This is a genomic window from Candidatus Omnitrophota bacterium (genome assembly GCA_013791745.1).
Lineage (GTDB): Bacteria > CG03 > CG03 > CG03 > CG03 > CG03.
Window position 1 is genome coordinate 1 of sequence record VMTH01000092.1, and the last position, 5039, is coordinate 5039.

At 46.9% G+C, this 5039-nt stretch carries 3 protein-coding genes; all 3 read right to left on the reverse strand.

Annotated elements, in window-relative coordinates:
• Window positions 1-3513, reverse strand: a 3513-nt coding sequence (locus tag FP827_04195) for a hypothetical protein (protein ID MBA3052274.1), incomplete at its 3' end; no start/stop codon positions are given.
• Window positions 3480-4457: a hypothetical protein gene (locus FP827_04200; protein ID MBA3052275.1), complete on the reverse strand. Its 978-nt coding sequence runs from the start codon at window positions 4455-4457 to the stop codon at window positions 3480-3482. The genes FP827_04195 and FP827_04200, both read right to left, overlap by 34 nt.
• 345 nt (window positions 4458-4802) lie before the next feature.
• On the reverse strand, window positions 4803-5039 hold a 237-nt coding region (locus FP827_04205), incomplete at its 5' end, for a response regulator (protein MBA3052276.1).

Sequence of the window (5039 nt, forward strand, 5' to 3'; positions counted from 1 at the left end):
GGTATCCGCTATTAGCGAAAATGGCCCGGTTGATGTTGGTGCGCCATAAAGACGGAAACCTAATTCGTTTGATGAATTATCTGCCCACGACCATGTAATTGACGATGAATAAATATTGGATGCGTTAAAAGCGCTTGGCGCTTGAACCTTACCTCTTGCATTCCCACCCATCGGAGCGGTTAATCCTGTGCCTGTCGAATGCGCAGATTTCAGTTCACTTCCGGAATTATACATTACATGCACTTCGCCAGCGCCGTCTATCGCTATAGACGTCCAATAACCCGTATCCCCTTCCGAATCCACTGTTGAAGTAGACCATTTAACTCCATCATACCTTGCATATTTAAGATCTTTATTCGGCTGATCGCGATAAACAATATGCGGATTGCCTGATCCGTCAAGGGCTATACTGCAATACTGAGAAGTATTATCGGTTATACCAGCTCCAACACCGGGATCAACGACTGTTTTTGTCCACGACGCGCCGTCGTAATAAGCATACTTGAGATTGTCAGAAGCGTCATCATAATACGCGATATGAGGGTTTCCATAGCCGTCAAGGGCTAAAGAAGTGTACCTTCCCACATCGGCAGATGTATCATCCACAGTCTCCGTTGCCCAACTGGGGTAAGAATATTTCGCGTACATTAGATCCCAGCCGGAAACATAAGTGTAAGCAATACGCGGGGATCCATCACCAAGTAATGCAATAGAGGGGTGTCTTCCGGTAAAACCGGTTGTATCAACAATTTCATTTGCCCATGCGCTGTTCTTAAGTTTTGCGTACTTCAATGCATCTTCAGTATTATCGTCTTTGTAGGCAATATGCGGGTTATCGGCGCCATCAACAGCAATTGAGACATGCCAACCGATATAAGAAGCTGCGTCTATAGTTGAAGTTGACCAAACACCATCGAATTTGGCATATTTAAGATCATAATTCGGGCTCTGATCGCCGTAGGCAATATGAGGATTAGCGTTTGCATCTAATGCTATAGATGGACTCCATGGAGTGTTTACCAAAGAATCTACAGTTGTTGGACTTCCCTGCCAAGTGGTTCCGGTACGTTTTATATACCGAAGTTCTTGATTTGTTGCAAAGTTGTATGCAACGTGCAGATTATTATCTTTGTCGATTGTAAGATTTGGCGCACCGCCTGACTGACCTATGTTCTCAAATGAAAATTGGGAATTAAATACGGATACAACTGCGGAAACAGCCGACCAATTGCCGGTTTCATCACCAGCCCACATTTTAAAGGAATACATCTTATTTAATGAAAGGGTAATGCTTGTAGAAACCAGAACTCCCGGGGAAACGCCGGATGTGGAAATTATAACTTGCGCCGTGGAAGTTGACCAGTTAACTGAAGCTGGATTTGCAGTTGAATACTGAATTCTATATTCACTCCCTGCAGACAGAGCGCCCGAATAATTATCATCCCCCGGGGTTACCCATGATAATTTTACAGTATTGGCTGAAGAATCCTGATATGCAGCCAATCCCGTCACTTGACCTGGCGCAGTGGTGTCACCACCGATACCGTCAAGATAATAGCGGATGGTCCGGAAATCCATATTAGGGGAACCGACCTCAGAAGCGCCTGTTACATAAACATAATTTGAAGTGCCGACCGCCACCGCATAAGCGGAATCAAAAGTGCCGCCGTATGTAGTTGAGGATATAAAACCAAGATCATTCCCATACTTTATAGTGCAATACTTATCCGACGCCGCCCCTGTGATAAAAACATTGCCGTCAGCGGCCACAGCGATGCTCTTCGCTATATCGGCGCCGCCGGAGTCAAAAGTCACTGACGAAATAATCCCCAGACCGCCGTTATATTTTATCGTCATATAATCATAATTGCTTCCGTTGAATTTTTCGCCGGTGACAAAGACATTCCCCGCTCCGTCTATATCAAGACCCAAGGCCTTATCTATTCCGCCGCCGTTATAAGTGCTTGAACTTATAAATCCGCTCAAATCCGAATTATATTTTATCGTACAATAATCATTATCCGTGCCGTTATGAGAATCCCCTGTCACATAAATATTGCCCGTGTTATCCACCGCCACCTCGGCAGCGACATCAGCGTTTCCTCCGTTATAAGTTATTGAGGAAATCGCGTTAAGACTGTTGTCGTATTTAATCGTGAAATAATCATTATCTGTCCCATTATAGGCATAGCCCGTGATAACGACATTTCCGCCAGGCATCAAGGCAATGCCTTTCGCGACATTGTCCACTCCGCCGCTGTAAGTGACGGAAGAAATTATATTCAGATTCGAATCATATTTTATTGTAAGAAAATCGTTATTTGCTCCGTCACTTAAGGATCCCGTAACAAAAACATTGCCGTTTGCGTCTATCGCGACGCCGTTGGCGCTGTCGTCAAAATTCTGACCGAAAGCCGCCGCTTTAAGTTTTGTTCCCCCCGCATCATATTTGATCGTGAGAAAATCAAAATTACCGTTCTGAGATGATTTCCCGACAACATAAACATAGGGTCCGCCGCCGGAAATAGTATCCACCGCGATTCCGTAAGCCTCATCACCGCCGGATGAACCGCTGTCATAAACCGCTCCGGCGGCCTGCGAAAAATCACCGCTGAAAGTTCCGATCACACCCGTGGCGGGTTTTGCGTAATTAAAACTTGCGCTGTTTATTCCGGTTGATGTGCCCGGCCAAACGGACCAGTTATTTACTTCGTCTTTTGCTTTGATCGCGAACCAGTAAGTTACACCCTCGCTGAATCCCGACAATATAGGCGGCTCCTGCGAACCCGGCGCGGCGGGCGTCCAGCCCTGAACATAAGTATAAGTCCAGCTCGCATTATAATCGGCAGTGCCGATATACCGCGTCGCGTATTTCACATCATACTGCGTCGCGCTTCCGCCCATCGTCCCGTCGTCGCCCGGCGCTGTCCATTTGAGCTGTATCTCCCCGGCATTATTCCCGACGAGCGCCGTGAGATTTGATATTGCTGACGGAGGGGTAATGTCTTTCAGAATATAAAAAACGTCGTCCATAGCGCCGGTGGAGCCCGCCACGTCCCACGCCCGAACAGACACATAATTAGTACTCGGCGAAGAATACAATGAATTAAAATTAACTGTCCAATCAGTTGTATAGTTTGCTGCCCCACCGGGAAGGGCGATATTAGTCCAGTCAATTATTAAGTTACCCGTCTGGGAAGGCCCCGACATCACTTTATACTGTATCGTATCCAGCCCTGTCCCGGAGTCTGCAAAATCAACATTGTAAGTTGTTCCGGCGCTGTTTCTTACGACATTATCGCCAGGCTGATTGTCAGCAATATTAGGCGGTGTCGTATCCGCCGCCGCCTGCGTGCTTATCACGACTTTCACATAGTTTGTCCATATTGCACCATCATTTGGGTTTGAATACTGCCCGCCGACCATAATAACATCAAGACGGCTTGTCGTCGTATCAATGTAAGAAAGGTATCCGGAAGTTATCGTGGTTGAAAGAGTAACCTCGGCGACCAAGCCAGTGTCTTCGTCAAAAATATCCCGTGCTTTCGTCTGATAATTCCAGATTCCGAGTTTACAGTATTGATTTCCCGAATTATAATCATTGCCCTTGCCAACCCACTCAACAAAAATACCGTCAATCGTATTTGTATCCTCGCCAATAATGAATTTAAATGATGCATAGCGTGCAAAGCCGTGGCCGTTGAAACATAATGACTGGCGTCGGATGAGCCTACTAAAGAATATGCGCCCGCAGGGAATGCTGTCTGCCCCGTGAGATCAGGGCTGGTTATAAGCAGCCAGTTGGCGTCGGCATAATAACCGACCCTATTCGTGTCGCTTGACCCTCCGGAGAAATCATAAGTACACGGGGGCGAAGTTCCGCCGCCGCTGTAATCAACAATGACTTTTATGAAATCCGAATAGAGAACCGAAGGCGGGTCTCCAGTCCCAGCGCCTCTCCCCACGGCATACGCATAGAGATAACCGCCGGAAATGTAATTTCCGAAATTTGAAGCGATGGCGCTGCTTAAAACAACTTCCGCTTCGCCGTCATATCCGTCAAGGAAAATCCATGAGGATGAATTAAAATTCCATATGCGAATCTGCGTGCCGGTGCTGTTGAACGCGGTGTTATATCCATCCCATTCAATATAAATCTGGCTGATACTTGAAGTCGCCTCGCCGATAGTAAATTTGCAGTTTAAAAACGACATACCCGTGCTGTAAATTGCCGAGGAGTGATACACATTGTTCGCCAATTCTATGCTTGTGTAATCCGTTATTTCTATCTGACCCGGCAGATCCGGCCCTGAAGTCGGCGGGTTGCTGGTATCGACTGCATCGTAAGCCCATTTGTCCGCGCCGGCGCCTGCCGTAAAAGTATATGTGCTTGAAGCGGCAAACAAACTGCCGCTTAAAAACGGCAAAATAAACGCGAACCTGTAAAATCGTTTCAAATTTATTCCTCTTCCTCCCACTCCACGGGTAATTCTTTAAATCAGATTTTCAGCGCCGTTAAAAACGATTACGATTATCCTTGACGGCTTACCGGCTTGCGCATTTTTCACTTCAACCTCAACTTCAATTTCTCCGTCCTTTGAGCCCTTGACATTTGTTTTGGTAATCTCCATAAGCCCCTCCTTAAAAAATGCACACCCCTCAGCTTATTTCACCCGGCGCCGGTAAACGGTTCCCTCCCCAAATCCTGCTATAATTGTAAATTAAAAAGTCAAGTTTGTCTATGTGCTTTTCATCACAAACTGCTGGCGCGGCGCTATCGACCTCGTACCCGTTCCGCCGTCTCATTCGCACGGCGCGTCAAAATCTTCAAAAAGTTCCGCGACTTTTTTTAAAAGTTCCCGCGGCGTATAAGGTTTTTCCAGATAGCCCGCGGCGCCGTAACGCTCGGCGGTTGACGCTATCACTTCTCCCGGGAGCCCCGATATAATCAGGACTTTTGCCGGGATCCTATCCTTGTCCTTCAGCAGTTTCATGATATGATCTCCGCTCAAATACGGAAGCCGCAGATCCAGCAGCAC